The following is a 16,861-nucleotide window of genomic DNA, read 5'->3' on the forward strand; positions in this document are numbered from 1 at the left end:
TCTGTTCTGCAGTCCGCGGACACTTGAAAACGCATTTATCTGGAACCTATACAGCATGAGTTTGATGACGAAGCTTGGCCTGAAAACGCTGGTCGCGTCCTGCCTGATCGCAGCCGGCACCGCTGCACACGCCCAGTTGAACGTACTCGTGACCGGCGTCGGTTCGACCCAGTTTCCGATCGCGACGGCCAATTTCGCCAATGAAGCGAGTTCGCCGCAGCAAGTCAGCGCGATCATTCGCCAGGATCTGCAGCGCAGCGGCAAGTTCACGAATATCGACGCCGGCAGCGCGCCGGTCGCGGAATCCGATACGGTCGATCTCGGCGCGTGGAAGGCAAAAGGCGCGGACGCGTTCGTGTCGGGTAGCGTGAACAAGCTGCCGAACGGCCAATACGAAGTGCGCTTCCGGCTCTACGACACCGTCAAGCAGCAGAACCTGGGCGGCCTGTCGCTCGTCAGCGCCGAAAGCGGCCTGCGCATGAGCGCGCACAAGATCGCCGACTACATCTACGCGAAGCTGCTCGGCGGCCGCGGCGTGTTCGCAACGCGTCTGTCCTACGTCATTCAGACGGGCGGCCGTTATCAATTGCAGATTTCGGATTCGGACGGTCAGGACGCGAAGATCGCCCTCTCCAGCCCGGAACCGATCATTTCGCCGGCGTGGTCGCCGGACGGCACGAAGGTCGCATACGTGTCGTTCGAGAAAAAGAAGCCGGTGGTGTACATCCACGACCTGCCGACGGGACGTCGCGTAGTCGTGTCGAATCAGAAGGGCAACAACAGTGCCCCGTCGTGGTCGCCTGATGGCCGCAAGCTCGCGGTCGCGCTCTCGCGCACGGGCAACACGCAGATTTTCGAAGTCAACGCAGACGGCTCCGGCCTGCGCCGTCTGACACAAGGCAGTTCCATCGACACCGAGCCGTTCTACTCTCCTGATGGCAACTGGATTTATTTCACGAGCGATCGCGGCGGCCAACCGCAGATCTACAAGATGCCGGCGGCGGGTGAAAGCGCCGGCGCGGCCCAGCGGGTCACGTTTGCGGGTGCGTACAACACCAGCCCGCGCGTGAGTCCGGACGGCAAGCAACTCGCGTACATTTCGCGCACTGGCGGCGGCTTCAAGCTGTATCTGCAGGACCTCGCGTCCGGCACGGCGACGGGGCTGACCGACACGACGCATGACGAATCGCCGAGCTTCGCGGCGAATGGTCAGTACATCCTCTACGCCACCCAAGTGAACGGACGTGGCGTGTTGGCAGCCGTTTCGACCGACGGTCGCACGCGGCAAGTCTTGTCAGTTCAGGGCGGTGTGGTGCGCGAGCCGTCCTGGGGTCCGTTCATGCAATAAGTCCAGCAATAACGTTTCACATACAACGTTCAGCTACAACACAAGGAGAGGTACCATGATGTCGAAACTTCGTATCGGCCTGGCAGTTGCGATGGTCGGCGCATTGGCGGCGTGTCACTCGGGCGTGAAGCTCGACGAAGGCCAGAACAAGGGTGCAGTCGGCACGCAGCCGAACCCGACGGACGTGAAGCAGGTCAACATCGACCCACTGAACGATCCGAACAGCCCGCTCGCCAAGCGCAGCATCTATTTCGACTTCGACAGCTATGCCGTGAAGGACGACTATCAGCCGCTGCTGCAACAACACTCGTCGTACCTGAAGAGCCATCCGGAGCGTCACGTCCTGATTCAAGGCAACACCGACGAACGCGGCACGAGCGAGTACAACCTCGCGCTCGGCCAGAAGCGTGCGGAAGCCGTGCGTCGTGCAATGTCGCTGATGGGCGTCGCCGATTCGCAGATGGAAGCCGTGTCGCTCGGCAAGGAAAAGCCGACTGCAACGGGTCACGACGAATCGTCGTGGGCACAGAACCGCCGTGCGGACCTCGTGTACCAGCAGTAATTTACTTAACGTAACCAGTCACGGGTGAGTCGCCCTATGTTGTATCGCTTTCCCTTGCTGCGCGCGGCCGCAGCCGCGTGTGTAGTCGGTTCGACGATGTTGAGTGCGCCCGCGCACGCCGGCGTCTTCGACGACAACGAAGCGCGTAAAGCCGTGCTCGATCTGCGCACGAAGACTGACAGCCTGTCCAGTCAGTTGCAGGCCGCGCAGCGCACGATCCTCGATCAGCAGAATCGTATCGACCAGCTCAATCAGCAGGTCGCGACGGTTCGTGGCCAGAACGAGGATCTGGCCAACCAGGTCGCCACGCTGCAGAAGCAGCAGAAGGACTATTACGCCGATCTCGATTCGCGCTTGAAGAAATTCGAGCCGCAGCAAGAGACGATCGATGGCGTGACGGGTTCGGTGCAGCCGGGCGAGACGGAAGCGTTCAACGCAGCGTCGACTCAGTTCCGTAACGGTGACTACAAGAATGCCGCGGCGTCGTTCAAGGCGTTCGTGGCGAAGTACCCGCAGAGCCCGTATCAGCCGACGGCGCGGTATTGGCTCGGCAATGCGCTCTATGCGCAGCGCGACTACAAGGGATCGACTGCGATCTGGCAGGACCTGGTGAAGAGTTATCCGACGCATCCGCGAGCGCCCGAGGCGTTGCTCGCAATCGCGAACAACCAGATCGAGCAAGGTCAGAAAGCGGCTGCGAAGCAGACGCTTCAGCAGATCATCTCGCAGTACGCCGGCACGGAAGTCGCGCAGACCGCGCAGAGCAAGATGTCGCAAGTGAAGTAAGCGAAGCCGAAGTTCGGAGTTTCGCGCCTCTCGAGGAGAATGCCCGCGGGCAATGGAGCCGCGGGCGTTTTTCTTTCGATGATTTGATGATTCTTCAACCGAGCGGGTTGACAGATTCGCGAATCGAAGTTTATAATTTTGCCTCTTTCGGGTCGTTAGCTCAGCTGGTAGAGCAGCGGACTTTTAATCCGTTGGTCACAGGTTCGAATCCCGTACGGCCTACCAAGTATCAGGTAAAAAGCCCAGTCATTGCGACTGGGCTTTTTGCTTTGGCCGTTCGGTCCTTCGCATCACTGTTCCAGCAGCCTTAGCCGCGGCGTGAGCTCGAGCGCGGCGACGGCCTCGAACATATCGTTCGCTTCACTCAACGCACGGTCCGCTTCGGCCTTGCGCTTCTTGTAGCTCGAATGTCTGTTGAACCCGGCGCCCAGCAGCATCACGCCGACCAACGCACTCGGCCAGACGAAGTACGCCGCGAGCAGGCACAACACGCCCCAGAACGTGTAGGGCCAGAGCTTCGGCTCGGCGGGTATCGAATTGCGCGCCATCTCGATTCGCGCGAGCGCCCGTTCCAGTCCTTCGACGCAACCGCCGCGCTCCCGCAACCGCCCTTCGATTTCATACACCGCGCGCATCGTCTTCTCTTTCGACGGAAGCGACAAGGAACCGATGTCCGTCAGCAAGCTGATCGATTCGTTGACTTGCGCGAAGGATGGCGCCAACGACGCGAAGGTCTGTTCATGCTCGGGAAGCGCCATCGCTTTGCGGACGTCCGAACGCCCCACGCAGACCCCGTGCGAAAAGAAATATTGCTGGATCGCGCGCGATGTCCGGTTCTTGAGACCCGCGAGAAATTCCTCGTTGGCCTGTTCCCTTCTACTCATTGTTTTCGCTCCTCGACATGCTGGGGCCTCATCCCCCGGCGCCGCTATTCTTTCCGCTTATGTCGAAGACCGTCACCCGAAAAATCCGAAAGCCTGATGGCCGCCCCGTCCGATCAAGACACGATTTGTCTCGATAATTTCTATAATCAAGAGCAACCTTTCCTCGCCTGCGCATCATGACCTCCAGCCTCGACGAAGCCATCCTCCGCGTGCTCCCTACCGAGCGCGACGCGACCGCGTGGCTATCGACGCCCGAAGTCCGCAGACGTCTCGAAGAGCGCGGTCATCGCGTCGGCTATACGAAGAAGGTGCAGCGTCATCTGACGGCGCTCGAAGCCGATGCGCGCGTCGTATCCATGCTCAACGGCCGCGAGCTGCTCTGGCAGCGCAAGCCGTGGCTGCACGGCTTGCAGGAAGGCATGAGCGGTTTGATGAGCGCATCGGAGGCGGTGGCGTTTCACATCCTCCAGCGCTTTGCGGGCAACAAGCTGCCGAATGCCGTCACGCGCGACATCGATCCGCTGTTCAAGGCCGCCGAATCGCGGCTGTCGCAGGAAACGGCGGACAGCCGCATCTATCGCGCGTGGGCGGACAAGATCGATTCCGTCGATGGCGCTTTCACGCTGATTCGGCCGAAGCTGCGTCCGGAAATCTTTCAGACGGTCGCGACCGCTACGTTCTTCGAGCGCGAACTGCTCGTGCAGTATCGCGCGGCATATCGGGGCGAACGCAGCGACGAACCCCGCACGAAAAAGCTGTGGCCGCTCGCGCTGGTCGAATCCGCGGGCGTGATGTATATGGTCGCGCAAGATCCGAGTCGCGCGCCGCGTCCGGAGAAAGGCGAAACGGAATGGACGCGCGCGCTGTATCGGCTGGACCGGATTCGCTCGGTTTCCGAGTCGGGCGAATCTTTCACGTATCCGGACGATTTCAAGCTGCGCAAATACATCGAAACGCAGCAGGTCTTCGACTTTCTGCCCGAGCCGCCGGTGCTGCTCGAACTTGCGTTCGAAGGCAACGCGGGCAATCAGTTGCGCGAATCGCCGATGTCGAAGGATCAGAAAATCGACACGTTGCCCGACGGCCGCATGAAAGTCACCGGCACCGTCACGCCAAGTCTCAAGCTGCGCTGGTGGCTGCGCGCGCTCGGCGCGGGGGTCGAGATTCTCGCGCCGCAAGCGTTGCGTGACGAGTTCGCCGAGGATTTCGCCAAGCTGGCGAAGCGCTATCGGACGAGCTGACGCATCAACCCATATAACGCACGTTCACCTGCGGCCCGAACACCTCGCGCACGATATCGACGAGATGATCGTGGTGGCTCAGAAAGATCACCTGCGTGCGTTTCGCGATCTGCGCGAGCACGCGCAAGCCGGCGCGCGCGCGGCCATCGTCGAAGTTGATGAAGAGATCGTCGGCGACGAACGGCAACGCCGACGCCTTCTCGCCATGCTCTTCCAGCGCCGCGAGCCGCAGCGCGAGATACAGCTGATCGCGCGTGCCCTCGCTCATGCCGGCGATATCCACATGCTCGCCGCTCGCGCGAATCGCGGACAGCGCCATCGGCTGACGATCGTAATCGACGACGAGCCGCGAGAACGTGTCGAGCGTGAGCGCCGAAAAGATCGTGCTTGCGCGCGACAGCATCGGTCCCTGACGGCGCTCGCGATAACGGTCGATCGCCCACTTGAGCAGCGTCGACGCCGTTTCGACCTTGACGAAGCGCTCGGCGGCATCGGACATCGTGGCGAGCGCTTCCTGGCGCTTCGCTTCGGCGCGCGCGGCGTTCGCTTCGCCTGAAATGGCATTGAGTTCGCGGCGCGCGGCGTCGAGTGCCGTCGCCGTTTCGCTCGCGATTCTCACCGATTCCGACAGCGCCGCGCCGATGCGCGAGAGCTCCGCCTGCACGTTCGACATGTCCGCGCCCTCCACTTCCGCGATGAGTTCGTCGAGCGTCAGGCCATCGCCGCCCTTGATGAGCGCGGCGCGCGCGTCGTCGACGGCGGCGGCCAGTTCGCGCTTCTTCTGCGATTGCGCGATGCGTGCCTGAAGCACGTCCGGCGTATCGACACCCGCCAGATCGTAGAGCGGACGCAGCGTCGCCTTCGCTTCCTCGACATCGGCGTGAGCGCGACGCACGTGCTCGCTCGCCGACGCGTGCTCCTTCTTCAAACGCTCACGCTCGCCATGCGCGGCGCAAGCGAGATCGAGACGCGCCGACAACGCCGTCGCAGTCGCGTTCGCGCCGAGCGCCGCGAGCGATTCGTCGAGTTCGCGCGCAAGGTGCGATGCCTCGGCGTCGAGCGCTGTGAGCGCCGCGCGCATCGCGTCGATTTGGCCGTTGCGTACGGTTTCGATGTGCGTCAGTTGCGCGCCGATCTTCTTCACCATGTCGATGGCCGCTTCCGCCGCCGCCTGCGAATCCGCTGCGTTCGCGAGTCCCGCTTTCGCGATCGCCGCCGACCACTCGCATTGCCAGCGTTCGAACGCTTCGCGCGCCGCTTTCGCCGCGCCTTGCCGCGCGATGCGCTCGGCTTGCGCTTCGTCGAGTTGCGCGGATACGTTGCGGCGCGTGACCGCGGCTTCGTCGACGGCTGCGATCTTCGCCTCGGCCAGATCGCAGAGCGCGTCGAGATCGGCGCGTGCGTCCGCGTCGTCCAGATGCCGCGCGAGTTCGTCGCGGCGCGCGCGGGAATCGGCGGCTTCGCGCGCGAGTTCTTCGGCGCGCGCATCGAGCGTCTGCGACGCGGCCAGCGCCTTGTCACGCGATGCGATCCACGACGGCGCATCGTCGAGCGACATGTCCGCGATCTGCGACTGCGCGGCGAGCGCGCGCCACGATTCGTCGAACGATGTCAGCGCCGACTCTGCTTCGCGCACGCTTTGCTCGCGTCGCGCGAGCGTCGATTCTTCGTTCGCGACGCGCCGCTTCAAGGCCGCGAGTTGCGTCGCGTGATTCACGGAACCCAACTGACGATCGGCGAGACCATCCGCCGCGTGCATCGCCGTTTCGAAACCGGAAGCGCCTCGATCGAGCGCGACGTCGCCGGACCGGATCGCGCGCCACGCTGCATCGCGCGACGTACGCGCGTCCCGAACCTGATCGCCCGTCACGACATCGTGCGTCTCGACCAGACTGTCGAGTTCCGATCGCACGGCGTGCAGCGCGTCCTGCGCTTCCTTCGCGCGATCGGCCGCGAGCGTCAGCCGCGACGACAGATCCTGCCGCTGCGCGCGCAATGCGGCGATGCGCTCCGCCGCCGGCAGCGTCATCGACTTGAGTTCGCCGATCGGACGCGACCATCGCCCGAGCGACGCCATGCCCGCTTCGAGCAACTGTTGCGCGTCGCGCTTCGCATCTTCGAGGCGCTGCTGCGTCGCGCTCGCATCGCGATACTTCTGCGCGGCACGCAATGCAGCGCGCAGACCCGGCGACACATCGCCGTTCGCGATCGGCGCGAGCTTCGTTTGCAGCGTGACGATCTGCGCGGCGCATGCGTCGGCGGCTTGCTCCGCATTGCGCGCGGCGAGTTCGAGTTCGCCGCGTTCGAGCATCAGGCTCGTGACGGTCTGAAGCGCGAGCGCGCCGGGCATCGCGCCGCGCACGCCCGCTTCGTCGAGCGGCCAGCCGAGCTGCGCGCCGTCCTGCGCAATCTGGCGCAGCCGCAGCGCGACTTCCTGTTCGAGCCGCGCGATTTCGTTCGCGTGATCGGCACAGCGCTGTCGCGTGGCGTCGAGCGCACGAATGCGCGCTTGCGCGGCGAGGACCGCGTCGTCGATCACGATCGCGTCGAGATCGGCTTGCAACTGCGCGGCGGCTCTTGTGTGGACGTCGAGCGCGCTTTGCGCCGCCGCGAGCCGCTTCAGCGCGTTTTGCAGCGTCGCCTCGGCGTTCGCGGGCAGATCGACGGCATCTCCCAGTTCGCGCAATTCCGCGGCCTTCTCACGCCACACGTTCAAATACGGCGCCACGCGCCTCACGCGCTCCAGCTTGGCGCGCTGCGTTTCGAGCTCCGTGCGGCGCGCGTCTTCGTCGCGACGCTTCTCCTCCGCCTCTTCCACGGCGCCGTGCGCGCGACGCCACTGCGCCGTTCTCACGCTCGCCGTCTTCAGCTCGGCGGTGGCTTCGTCGTATTGCTTCAGGCCGATGTAATACGCGCGATCGCCCGACTTGCGCTTCGCCCACAGTCGATCGGCCTCGTCAGCGAGACGTTGGCGCACGTCGCCGAGACTCGCGATGCCCGCCGCCGATTGAAACAGCACCTGCCCGACATCGCTCGATGCATCGAGAATGGCTTCGCCGCCGCGCCGCAGCGCCTCGTGATTCAGGCAGTACATCTGCTCGAAGAAGCCTTTATCGGATGCGCCCAGAAACGTCGCCAGCGCGTCGGCGGGCAGCGCATCGCCGTTCGGCGTGCAGAGCGACGACTTGCGGCTCTTCGTACGATGGAACGCGAACGCGTCGCCGCCCGTTTCGATCGACGCCCCGAGCCGCAGATCGCTTTGCGGATGCACGAACGCAAGCGGCGAGCTATGCGGCATGCCGAAGAGCAGCTCGGAAATCGCGTTCTTGATGGTGGATTTGCCCGCCTCGTTCGGACCGACGACAAAGTGAAAATCGTGTTCCGCCGCCGGAAACTCCACCGTGTGATCGGTGAATTTGCCGTAGCGGATGAGTTCGAGCTTGCCGATACGCATGCCTTACTCCGCGTCCGATAATTGCGCGATCAGCCCCGAGCGCACTTCGGCGACGAGCTTAGCGATTTCGCCATTGCGCACGCGCTCGAGCTCCGGCACGGACTTCTGCAACTCGCTCGGCGCCTGCGACGCCAGTGCGATCAGCCTTTCCTTCAACATGCTCAGAAACTCCGGGTCGGATTCCGCTTCGATGAGAAGACCGTGAAGATCGGCGAGCGCATCGGTGCGGCCGGTGGCGGGCTCGCTGTGCGCGAGCGGCTCGGTCGCGATCCTCACTTTTTCGAGCCAGAGCCGGTCGTGGCTGATCGCGGCGATCTGCGCGAGGACTTCCGCGCGCAGTTGCGCTTCCAGCCCGAAGAGTTCGCCGTGCGCCGCGGTCGCGCCGGCGATCGTCACGCGCACGGCGTGCGGCACGGGCGCCGCGGACGATTCGACGAGCGCTTCGAGCGCACGTCCGACCGCGAGCGCGACTTCATCGAGCGTACCCGCCTGCGATGCGTCGACCGTCACGGCTTCCCAACGCAGCACGTCGATGAAAAGCCGCTCGACGCTCACCTCTTCCGCGTCCGAAACATTGACGATGACCGCGCCGCGCCGTCCCGTCTCGCGGATATTGCGTCCTTGCAGATTGCCCGGAAACACGATGGTCGACGCGTCCTGCCAGATCGCGTAATCGTGCACATGGCCGAGCGCCCAGTAGTGATATTCCTTCGCGTGCAGTTCGGCGACGGAGCACGGCGCGTAGCTCGCGTGCATCGATCCGCCTTCGAGCGCGGTATGCAGCACGCCGATATTGAAATATCCCGCGACCGGCGCCGGATACGCGGTGACGAGATTCGTCGTGACCGCTTTTTCCTTGAAGCTGTGGCCGTGAAGCGCGACCTTCAGATCCTCGATGAGAAAGGTCTGCGGCTTTCGCGTCGAGAACGTGTGGACGTTGTCGGGCAACTGAAGCTGGCTCGTCATTTCGCTTTCGGCGTCGTGATTGCCGAAGAGCACGTACACCGGAATGCCCGCGCGACGCAGCCGCCCCATTTCACGGCAAAAGAAGATGCCCGTGTTGTGATCGCGCCAGGTGCCGTCGTAGAGATCGCCGGCGATCACCATGAAGTCGACTTGTTCGTCGACCGCCACCGACACGAGCTTCGAGAAGGCCTCGCGCGTGGCGTTGCGCAGCATGTCCGCGGGCGCGTCCGCGTAGGCGGAGAGGCCGTGCAACGGGCTGTCGAGATGGATGTCCGCCGCGTGTATGAAGCGCATGGCGCTCGCTCCTTTCAATGGGACCGACGATCATAGCAGCCGGTCGAGACACATCGTGTCCCGATCGACGATGCGTCTTCGGGACGCGATATGTCCCGCCCCGCTCGCAGAATCACTCGTCCGGATTCAACGCGAACAAGGACAAGACGATGAACGCAACACTCGAACGAGACGCCACGATCACGAGCCCTTACACGCCGGGAAACGTCGATGCCGCAATCGGGCATCTGGAACGCGTGCTGTCGGCGGAAGGCGCGAATTCGCTGTTCGGCCAGACTTATTGGTGCACTCGCGTGCAGCAGGTGAGCGCGACGCGTGGCCTGCTTCACGAGCAGCGCGTGCGGCTGGAACGGCTGATGAAACTGCTGTCGGATGCCGGCCGCGTTCAGCCCTTCGAGCGCTGAACGGCTTGTGCCAGCGCGACGAATTCCGCGACCGGCACTTCCTCGGCGCGGCGCGTGAGATCGAAGCCGAGCGCGTCGAAATCGATCGCGTCGCGGTACGCGCTCAGGTTGTTGCGCAATACCTTGCGGCGCTGCGCGAACGCGGCTTTGACGACGTCGCTCAGCACGGTTTCGTCGACTTCGGGCAACTCGTGCGGCGCGAGCGGAATCATCCGCACGATCGCGGAATTCACCTTCGGCGGCGGATTGAACGATTCGGGCGGCACGTCGATCAGCTTGTCCATCACGTAGCGGTATTGCAGCATCACCGAAAGACGCCCGTAGTCCTTGCTCGCGGGTTCGGCGATCATGCGCTCGACCACTTCGTCCTGCAGCATGAAATGCTGGTCGATGACCTTGTGCGCGAACGTCGTCAAATGGAACAGCAGCGGACTCGAAATGTTGTACGGCAGATTGCCGACGATGCGCAGCGTCGGCTTCTCACTTTCGAGCGCGAGCGAAGCGAAATCGAAGTCGAGCGCATCGGCGGAATGCACGACGAGCCTGTCGCCGAAACGCTTTTCCAGACGGCCGATCAGATCGCGATCCAGTTCGACGGCGTGCAGCGGCGACTCGGGCGTGGCAAGCCGCTCGATCAGAGGCTCGGTGAGCGCCGCGAGGCCCGGCCCGATTTCGACCATGCGCTCGCCGCGCTTCGGCGCGATCACATCGACGATGGAATCGATCACGCCCTGATCGACGAGAAAGTTTTGCCCGAAGCGCTTGCGCGCGAAATGGCCTTGGTGTTTGGTCGACATACTGATTCGAATTGAATGCGCGCGAGCTCAGGCGCTGCGCTTGTGGCGCGCCATCGTAACGGCGGCATCGATGGCGGCGATCATGCTGCCCGGATCGGCGCGGCCCGTGCCGGCGAGATCGAGCGCGGTGCCGTGATCCACCGACGTGCGGATGATCGGCAAGCCGAGCGTCACGTTGATGCCTTCGCCGAAGGTCGCGTACTTCAGCACCGGCAAGCCCTGGTCGTGGAACATCGCGAGCACGCAATCGGCGTCTTTCAGATAGCGCGGCTGGAACAGCGTATCGGCGGGATACGGACCGGGCGCATCAATGCCGAGCGCACGGGCGCGTTCGAGCGCAGGCGTGATGACGTCGATTTCCTCGCGGCCCAGATAGCCGTTTTCGCCCGCGTGCGGATTGAGCCCGGTGACGAGAATGCGCGGCGCGGGCAAGCCGAAATGCGCGCGCAGATCGTGATCGATGATGGTGAGCGTTTCGACGAGACCGTCGATGCTGAGCGCCGCCGACACGTCCTTCAGCGGCAGATGCGTGGTCGCGAGCGCGACGCGCAACGGACGTTCGCTGGAACCCGCGAGCATCATCACGACGCGCGGCGTATGCGTGCGCTCGGCGAGGTATTCGGTGTGGCCCGTGAAGGGCACGCCGGCATCGTTGATGGTGCTCTTTTGCAGCGGCGCGGTGACGATGCCGTCGAACCGGCCGGAGACCGCGCCGTCGATGGCGGCATCGAGCAGACCGAGCACGTAGCGCCCGTTCGCCGCATTCAGTTTGCCCGCTTCGGCGGGAACGGCGAGCGCGTGATGTTCGATGTCGACCGAGTCGGGCCATGCGCCGCCCGCGCGGGACGTGAGCAGATCGCGATCGCCGAGCACCGTGAAGCGCGCCGATGGCCAGCGCTCGCGCGCCTCGCGTAGCGCCGCCGCCGTCAGTTCCGGGCCGACGCCGGCCGGCTCGCCGGTCGTAATGGCGATGGCGAGCGGTCGGGCATCGGCATTCATGCTGTTACTGCGCTTGGGCAGCGACGCCCTTGTACTGCACGTACGCGGTGTCGCGCAGTTCGCGCAGCCAGTCGGAATACGCCTGCTCGGCCTTGCGCTGGCCGATCGCCTGACGCGCGATGTCGAGTTGCTGCGACGCCGATCCTTCCGCATCCCGGCGAGCGAGCACCTGAATCAGGTGATAGCCGTACTCGCTGCGCACCGGATCGCTGACCGCGCCGTCCTGCAGGTTGTTCATCGCGCGCTCGAATTCCGGCACGGTCTCGCCCGGGCTGATCCAGCCAAGATCGCCGCCTTGCGACGCCGAACCGTCCTGCGAATACGTGCGCGCGAAGTTGGCGAAATCGCCGCCGTTCGCGACCTGCTGCTTGATGTCGAGCAGCCGCTGGCGCGCGGCCTGTTCCGACATACCGTCCGACACGCGCAGCAGGATGTGGCGCACGTGCGTCTGCACGAGTTTCGGCGCATCGCCGGCGGTGCCCTGGCTCGCGCGGCGATCCACCAGCTTGATGATTTCGAAACCGCCGTCGGTGCGCAGCAGCGTCGGCACGACCTGGCCCGGACGCAGCGTCGACACTGCAGTCACGATGCCCGCCGGCAGCGAGCCGGGCGCGCGAAAACCGAGATCGCCGCCCTTGCCGGCGTCCGTGTCCTGCGAATTCTGCTTTGCGAGCTTGGCGAAATCGTCGCCGGCTTGCGCCTGCTTGAGCACGGCTTCGGCCTGCGCCTGAACCTTCGCGACTTCGCTTTCCGGCGCGTCCGACGGCAGCTTGAACATGATGTGCTGCAAACGCAGATCGCTCGCGTTGCGCGCGCCCGGACCGCGCTGGCTGGCGATGTAGTTCGCCACTTCGCCGTCGGACACGGTGATCTTGCTATCCACTTCCTTTTCGCGCAGCTTCGAGAGCGTGAGCTCCGTGCGCGCGTCGCGCATGAAGGTGGACCAAGGCACGCCCTGCGCCTCGATGCGCGAGCGGTAGACGTCGAGCGTCATCTGGTTTTGCTGCGCGAGACGCGCGAGCGTGCGGTTCACGGTGGCGTCGTCGATGACAATGCCGTCTTCCTTCGCCTTCTGAAGCTGAATGCGCTCGATCACCATCTGATCGAGCACTTGCCGCTGCATCTGATCCGCAGGCGGCACCGGCGCGTTTTGCTGCTGGAGACGCTTGACGATGAGGGCGGTGCGCTCTTCCAGTTCGCGCTGTGTGATGACGCCGTCGTTCACCACCGCGACGACGGAATCCGCGACCTGCACATTGCGATTCGACAACGCCTGCGCACCGGCCGGCGAACTCAGGATCAGCGCGCCGACCAGCACGCCCGCTGCGATTGCCGTCGATCGAAACATATTCACGTTTGCCACAGATACTCCATCAAATACGGACTTCACCGTTCGTGTCCTGCTTGTGTGTCCTGCCCTGCGCGGCCGCCGACGCGCTCTTCGCTGCACGTCCGTGGACGCCGTGAGCCCGATCCGGCCTCACTCGTAATCGCTATACCGGGAGAGCGGCGGCGCCGCTGCCGGCGGCGGCTGATAACCCTGAACGCTCGCGCGGAACGCGCTGACGAGCCCGTTGTCGACGTTCGACAAGCCCTTGAACGTCAGCTGCGCGAGCACGCGCGTGCCCGAGGACGGCTGGCCCAGCGTGTTCACGCCGTTGGCGTAGCGCTGCATGCCGAAGCCGAACGCCCAGCAGTCGGCATCGTACTGGAAGCCCAGAAGCCCGTCGACGAGACGATGGCTCGCGAGATCATAGTTCACGCGGCCGACGGCATAGAGACGGTTCGTGAGCGGCCATTCGCCCGAGACCAGGATTTGGTTGATCGGCTCGTTCACCAGCGTTGTCTGGTTCGAACGCGTGTAGCGATAGCCGACGTTGATCACCTTGCGCGCGCCGGGACTGAACGCAAAACCGATGCTCGAGCGCACGAGCTGGTTGTTGTCCACATTATATTGGAACGCAGTTTCCGAAGCGAAACCAGCACCCAGCTTGATGGCCGCGCCGGCGATCAGGTCGGAGTGCTTTGCCTGTCCCGGCGGCTGATCCGGCGAAATCGTGACGCGCTGGCTCTGGAAATAATACTGCTGCGCGATGACGAAACGCGCACGCTCGTCGCCCGTCGCCGGGTTGATGAAGCGCGTGGTCAGGCCGGCCGTCAGGCGATTTGCGTCCGCGATCCGGTCGTTCCCGACAAACGTGTTCGGCGTGTAGATTTCAGCGAGACCGAAGTCGGCTTCGGCGGTGTCGAAAATCGGCGCGAAGTCCTGATTGTGATACGGCGTGTAGACGTAGTAGAGCCGTGGCTCCAGCGTCTGGATGTAGTCCTGCCCGAAAAGCCGCACCGAGCGGTCGAACACGAGGCCCGTGTCGAAGCTGAGCGTCGGGATCGATTCGGTGAAGTTCTTCGGCTGCCCCGCGACCGGCGGCGACGAACCCGCGACCTGCGTCGTCGCGATATGGCTCAGATCGTACGAGGCGAAGTGCCATTGCACTTTCGGCGTGACGAAATAGCCGGGCGCATTGACGCCGTAGCTCAGGTACGGATTGAAGTACAGCCGGTTGCCGTCGGTGGCGCCGTCGGTCGTGATCGTGAAGCGCGTGGCGTCCAGTTCCGCGCCGTAGTCGAAGCCGCCGACGTTGTACTTGTTGTACTGAACGTTGACCTGCGGCTCGCGGGCGTACGGCGGCGTCGAGGGTTGCAGCGTCTGCCAGCGCTGTTCGCGCGCGAGCACCGACCACGGGCCGTTGTTGTACGTGAGCCCCGCTTCCTGCTGATACAGCAGTTGCGTGCCGTTCAGGAACTGATTCGACGCGTTGCCCAGGTCTTCCGGATATTGATCGTCCGAAACCTTGTTGTAATTGATGTAACCGCCGAAGCCGCTGCCGAAGTTCTGACGGTGCTGCCAGAAGATCGCGTAGCGGTTCGAATGCGTCACGCGATCGTCGGGCAGATAGTTGACGTCGAGCGAGCCCGAGTACGTGGGCGACAGATAGCGATATGTCGCCTCGCCCAGTACGCCGCGCTTCGTCATGATGCGCGGCGTGATGGTCAGATCGCGATTGGGCGCGATATTGAAATAGTACGGGATCGTCGCTTCGAAGCCGGTCGTCGAACTGAGCGTGAAGGTCGGCGGCAGAAGGCCGCTGCGACGGTCGCCCGTCAGCGGAAACGACAGCCACGGGCTGCCGAAAACCGGCACGCCCTGGAAGAACAGCACGCCGTTGTGGGCGATGCCCTCTTCGGCGCCGGTGTCGAAATCGAACGACGTGCCCTTGATGTACCACGCCGGATCGGACTCGCACTGGCAGGCCGTGTACGTGCCGTGGTCGATGCGCGCCCGCTCGTTGTCGATCATGTCGGCGCGCGCGGCGCTGCCCGAGCCGCCCGTCAGATTGAAGCGGTACTTCGGGTTCGTCATGAACCCTTCATTCGCTTCCACCTTCAGATGCGCTTCGGGACCGACGAACGACACGCCGTTGTTGATCAGCCTGACATTGCCGAAAGCATCGGCCATGTCGGTGTCCTGGTCGTAGTGGAGCGCGTCGCCCTTGATGACCGTGACCGTGCGCCGGATCTCCGCCGAGCCCTTCGCCGCCATGTCTTCGTCGGTCGTGCCCGTCGCCTTGTCACTGAGGAGGAAGGTCGAGGGCTGCTGGCCGTTTTGCAGCGGGCGTTCCTGGAGCTCCGGCGCGAGGCGCAGGCTGCCCGGGCCGTCGAGCGGCTGCGGATAGGCGGCGTCGCCCACGAGCTGCGCGTGGGCAAGAGCGGGCATCAAGCCTGGAACGGATAGAAGCGCAGCGACGAGCCGCCGCCTGCGTGGCTTGTCGTCGCCTTTGATTTTCGATACGGGAAACTGTCGTGGCGGCATGTATGGGTGGCGGTTCGATCCCGTTCGCGTCCCACGCGCCCGATGCCGCCGGGCAGGCGGCCGCGCCTTTCCGCAGTCACGAACTTGACGGTCCGTTGCTAAGCGGGGACGACACTCGATCGAACGGTGACGCTCACAGTCGTCGGGAGCCTGGTGCCAGGCGTGAAACGGATCGCTTAAAAAAGTCGTGGGGTATTATATGGCAAGATGTTTGGCCCCTCGAATTTATGACGCACATTCCTTCCGACGCCCGCCTGAACCAGCTTCGCTCGTGGCTCGAAAACGTCGCCGGACCCTACCGGCTGAACGTCGCGAGCCTCGCTCCCGCCTCCGCCGATGCCAGCTTTCGCCGCTATTTCAGGCTCGAGAGCGATGCGGCGTTCGGCAAAACGCTCATCGCCGTCGATGCGCCGCCGCCGGAAAAATGTCGCGAATTCGTGCAGGTCGCCGGGCTTCTCGAGGCCGCGAACGTGCATGTGCCGAAAGTTTTGGAAACGGATTTCGACGCCGGTTTCATGCTGCTCACCGATCTCGGCACGACGACTTACATGTCGGTGCTCGATGAAAAGAACGCGCGGCCGATGATGCGCGCCGCGATCGACACGCTGATCCGCTTTCAGCAAACCGCGCGCGAAGGCGTGCTGCCGCCGTTCGACGAGGCGTTCCTGCGCCGCGAGATGGAGCTGATGCCCGAGTGGTTCATCGGACGCCATCTGGGCCATGAAGTCACCGCCGACGAACGCAAGACGCTCGACGCCACGTTCACGCTGCTCGTGCAAAGCGCGCTCGCGCAGCCGCAGACTTTCATGCTGCGTGACTTCATGCCGCGCAATCTGATGGTGTGCGAGCCGAATCCGGGCGTGCTGGACTTTCAGGACGCGGTGTACGGCCCGATCACGTACGACATGGCCTCGCTCATGCGCGACGCGTTCATCAGCTGGGAAGAAGAGTTTCAGCTCGATTGCGTCGCGTATTACTGGGAGCGCGCAAAAAAGGCCGGACTTCCCGTCGATGAGGATTTCGGCGAGTTCTATCGCCAGCTCGAATGGATGGGCCTGCAGCGCCACATCAAGGTGCTCGGCCTCTTCGCGCGGATTCACTATCGCGACGGCAAGCCGCGCTATCTCGCCGATCTGCCGCGCTTCATCGGTTATGCGCGCAAGGTCGCGGAACGCTACGCGCCGCTGTGGCCGTTCGCGCGTCTGCTCGATTCGCTGGAAGGGCGCGCGGTCGATGTCGGCTACACCTTTTGATT

At 63.9% G+C, this 16,861-nt stretch carries 13 protein-coding genes and 1 tRNA gene; 7 read left to right on the forward strand and 7 right to left on the reverse strand.

Going from position 1 to position 16,861, the window contains the following annotated elements; genetic code table 11:
• Window positions 1-55 precede the first annotated feature (55 nt).
• From tolB to QCE49_RS10745, 4 genes are all read left to right on the forward strand, one after another.
• Window positions 56-1,348 (forward strand): Tol-Pal system beta propeller repeat protein TolB, encoded by a 1,293-nt coding sequence (gene tolB / locus QCE49_RS10730; RefSeq protein WP_008342805.1) that lies wholly within the window; start codon window positions 56-58, stop codon window positions 1,346-1,348.
• 55 nt (window positions 1,349-1,403) lie between these two features.
• Entirely contained in the window at window positions 1,404-1,910 is a 507-nt protein-coding gene (gene pal, locus QCE49_RS10735) for a peptidoglycan-associated lipoprotein Pal (protein WP_008342807.1), read from the forward strand.
• Window positions 1,911-1,946: 36 nt separating this feature from the next.
• Window positions 1,947-2,696 (forward strand): tol-pal system protein YbgF, encoded by a 750-nt coding sequence (gene ybgF / locus QCE49_RS10740; protein ID WP_008342809.1) that lies wholly within the window; start codon window positions 1,947-1,949, stop codon window positions 2,694-2,696.
• A gap of 149 nt (window positions 2,697-2,845) precedes the next feature.
• Window positions 2,846-2,921, forward strand: a tRNA-Lys gene (locus QCE49_RS10745).
• 65 nt (window positions 2,922-2,986) lie between these two features.
• Here the strand turns inward: QCE49_RS10745 and QCE49_RS10750 are convergent.
• Window positions 2,987-3,580, reverse strand: coding sequence for a hypothetical protein (locus QCE49_RS10750; RefSeq protein WP_250457441.1), 594 nt, complete (start codon window positions 3,578-3,580; stop codon window positions 2,987-2,989).
• A gap of 176 nt (window positions 3,581-3,756) precedes the next feature.
• Between QCE49_RS10750 and QCE49_RS10755 the strand changes: the two genes are divergently transcribed.
• A complete protein-coding gene (locus QCE49_RS10755; protein ID WP_008342813.1) occupies window positions 3,757-4,821 on the forward strand; it encodes a YafY family protein in 1,065 nt (354 codons plus the stop codon).
• 4 nt (window positions 4,822-4,825) lie between these two features.
• Here the strand turns inward: QCE49_RS10755 and QCE49_RS10760 are convergent, their stop codons facing one another.
• Entirely contained in the window at window positions 4,826-8,275 is a 3,450-nt protein-coding gene (locus QCE49_RS10760; protein ID WP_250457440.1) for a YhaN family protein, read from the reverse strand.
• Window positions 8,276-8,278: 3 nt separating this feature from the next.
• Entirely contained in the window at window positions 8,279-9,535 is a 1,257-nt protein-coding gene (locus QCE49_RS10765) for a DNA repair exonuclease (RefSeq protein ID WP_034471513.1), read from the reverse strand.
• Between the two features lie 149 nt (window positions 9,536-9,684).
• Between QCE49_RS10765 and QCE49_RS10770 the strand changes: the two genes are divergently transcribed.
• Window positions 9,685-9,939 (forward strand): hypothetical protein, encoded by a 255-nt coding sequence (locus tag QCE49_RS10770; protein WP_250457439.1) that lies wholly within the window; start codon window positions 9,685-9,687, stop codon window positions 9,937-9,939.
• Here QCE49_RS10770 and rsmA read toward each other — a convergent pair.
• The 4 genes from rsmA to QCE49_RS10790 form a co-directional block, all read right to left on the reverse strand.
• Window positions 9,921-10,736 (reverse strand): 16S rRNA (adenine(1518)-N(6)/adenine(1519)-N(6))-dimethyltransferase RsmA, encoded by an 816-nt coding sequence (gene rsmA, locus QCE49_RS10775; RefSeq protein WP_008342822.1) that lies wholly within the window; start codon window positions 10,734-10,736, stop codon window positions 9,921-9,923. The genes QCE49_RS10770 and rsmA overlap by 19 nt on opposite strands.
• A gap of 27 nt (window positions 10,737-10,763) precedes the next feature.
• Complete coding sequence (gene pdxA, locus QCE49_RS10780) at window positions 10,764-11,735, reverse strand: 4-hydroxythreonine-4-phosphate dehydrogenase PdxA (protein ID WP_239295124.1); 972 nt, start codon at window positions 11,733-11,735, stop codon at window positions 10,764-10,766.
• A gap of 4 nt (window positions 11,736-11,739) precedes the next feature.
• Window positions 11,740-13,083, reverse strand: a complete 1,344-nt coding sequence (locus QCE49_RS10785; protein ID WP_008342825.1) for a peptidylprolyl isomerase — start codon at window positions 13,081-13,083, stop codon at window positions 11,740-11,742.
• 132 nt (window positions 13,084-13,215) lie between these two features.
• On the reverse strand, window positions 13,216-15,606 hold the full coding sequence (locus tag QCE49_RS10790; RefSeq protein ID WP_239295125.1) for an LPS-assembly protein LptD: 2,391 nt from the start codon (window positions 15,604-15,606) through the stop codon (window positions 13,216-13,218).
• Between the two features lie 227 nt (window positions 15,607-15,833).
• Between QCE49_RS10790 and QCE49_RS10795 the strand changes: the two genes are divergently transcribed.
• Window positions 15,834-16,859, forward strand: a complete 1,026-nt coding sequence (locus QCE49_RS10795) for an aminoglycoside phosphotransferase family protein (protein ID WP_250457438.1) — start codon at window positions 15,834-15,836, stop codon at window positions 16,857-16,859.
• The last annotated feature ends 2 nt before the right edge of the window (window positions 16,860-16,861 follow it).

Origin of the sequence: Caballeronia sp. LZ008, from assembly GCF_031451435.1 — a bacterium.
Classification (GTDB): Bacteria; Pseudomonadota; Gammaproteobacteria; order Burkholderiales; family Burkholderiaceae; genus Caballeronia; species Caballeronia zhejiangensis.

What these genes read in the sequence shown, in the direction of transcription:
- tolB (WP_008342805.1), top strand. Translation starts at nt 56, where the DNA reads ATGAGTTTGATGACGAAGCTTGGCCTGAAAACGCTGGTCGCGTCCTGC.
- pal (WP_008342807.1), top strand. Translation starts at nt 1,404, where the DNA reads ATGATGTCGAAACTTCGTATCGGCCTGGCAGTTGCGATGGTCGGCGCA.
- ybgF (WP_008342809.1), top strand. Translation starts at nt 1,947, where the DNA reads ATGTTGTATCGCTTTCCCTTGCTGCGCGCGGCCGCAGCCGCGTGTGTA.
- QCE49_RS10750 (WP_250457441.1), bottom strand. Translation starts at nt 3,580, where the DNA reads ATGAGTAGAAGGGAACAGGCCAACGAGGAATTTCTCGCGGGTCTCAAG.
- QCE49_RS10755 (WP_008342813.1), top strand. Translation starts at nt 3,757, where the DNA reads ATGACCTCCAGCCTCGACGAAGCCATCCTCCGCGTGCTCCCTACCGAG.
- QCE49_RS10760 (WP_250457440.1), bottom strand. Translation starts at nt 8,275, where the DNA reads ATGCGTATCGGCAAGCTCGAACTCATCCGCTACGGCAAATTCACCGAT.
- QCE49_RS10765 (WP_034471513.1), bottom strand. Translation starts at nt 9,535, where the DNA reads ATGCGCTTCATACACGCGGCGGACATCCATCTCGACAGCCCGTTGCAC.
- QCE49_RS10770 (WP_250457439.1), top strand. Translation starts at nt 9,685, where the DNA reads ATGAACGCAACACTCGAACGAGACGCCACGATCACGAGCCCTTACACG.
- rsmA (WP_008342822.1), bottom strand. Translation starts at nt 10,736, where the DNA reads ATGTCGACCAAACACCAAGGCCATTTCGCGCGCAAGCGCTTCGGGCAA.
- pdxA (WP_239295124.1), bottom strand. Translation starts at nt 11,735, where the DNA reads ATGAATGCCGATGCCCGACCGCTCGCCATCGCCATTACGACCGGCGAG.
- QCE49_RS10785 (WP_008342825.1), bottom strand. Translation starts at nt 13,083, where the DNA reads ATGTTTCGATCGACGGCAATCGCAGCGGGCGTGCTGGTCGGCGCGCTG.
- QCE49_RS10790 (WP_239295125.1), bottom strand. Translation starts at nt 15,606, where the DNA reads ATGCCGCCACGACAGTTTCCCGTATCGAAAATCAAAGGCGACGACAAG.
- QCE49_RS10795 (WP_250457438.1), top strand. Translation starts at nt 15,834, where the DNA reads ATGACGCACATTCCTTCCGACGCCCGCCTGAACCAGCTTCGCTCGTGG.